General features: G+C 54.1%; 1 pseudogene. It reads left to right on the top strand.

Annotated elements, in window-relative coordinates:
• A pseudogene (locus ADM33_RS11410) lies at nt 1-205 on the top strand (peptidase); the annotation flags it as partial.

Here is a 205-nt window from a genome sequence, read left to right as displayed (position 1 = left end):
TGATGCTGAAGCCGAAGCGACCGCACTTGTTGATGCTGAAGCACTTGCTACCGCACTTGTTGATGCTGATGCACTTGCGACCGCACTTGTTGATGCTGAGGCTGAAGCTACTGCACTTGTTGACGCTGATGCTGAAGCTACCGCGCTTGTTGATGCTGAGGCTGAGGCTACCGCACTTGTTGATGCTGATGCTGAAGCGACCGCA

The sequence above is a fragment of the Streptococcus oralis genome (assembly GCF_001075875.1).
In the GTDB taxonomy this organism is placed as follows: domain Bacteria; phylum Bacillota; class Bacilli; order Lactobacillales; family Streptococcaceae; genus Streptococcus; species Streptococcus oralis_I.
The sequence above is the reverse complement of the archived record's forward strand: the minus strand, read 5'-3'. Positions and strand labels throughout refer to the sequence as shown.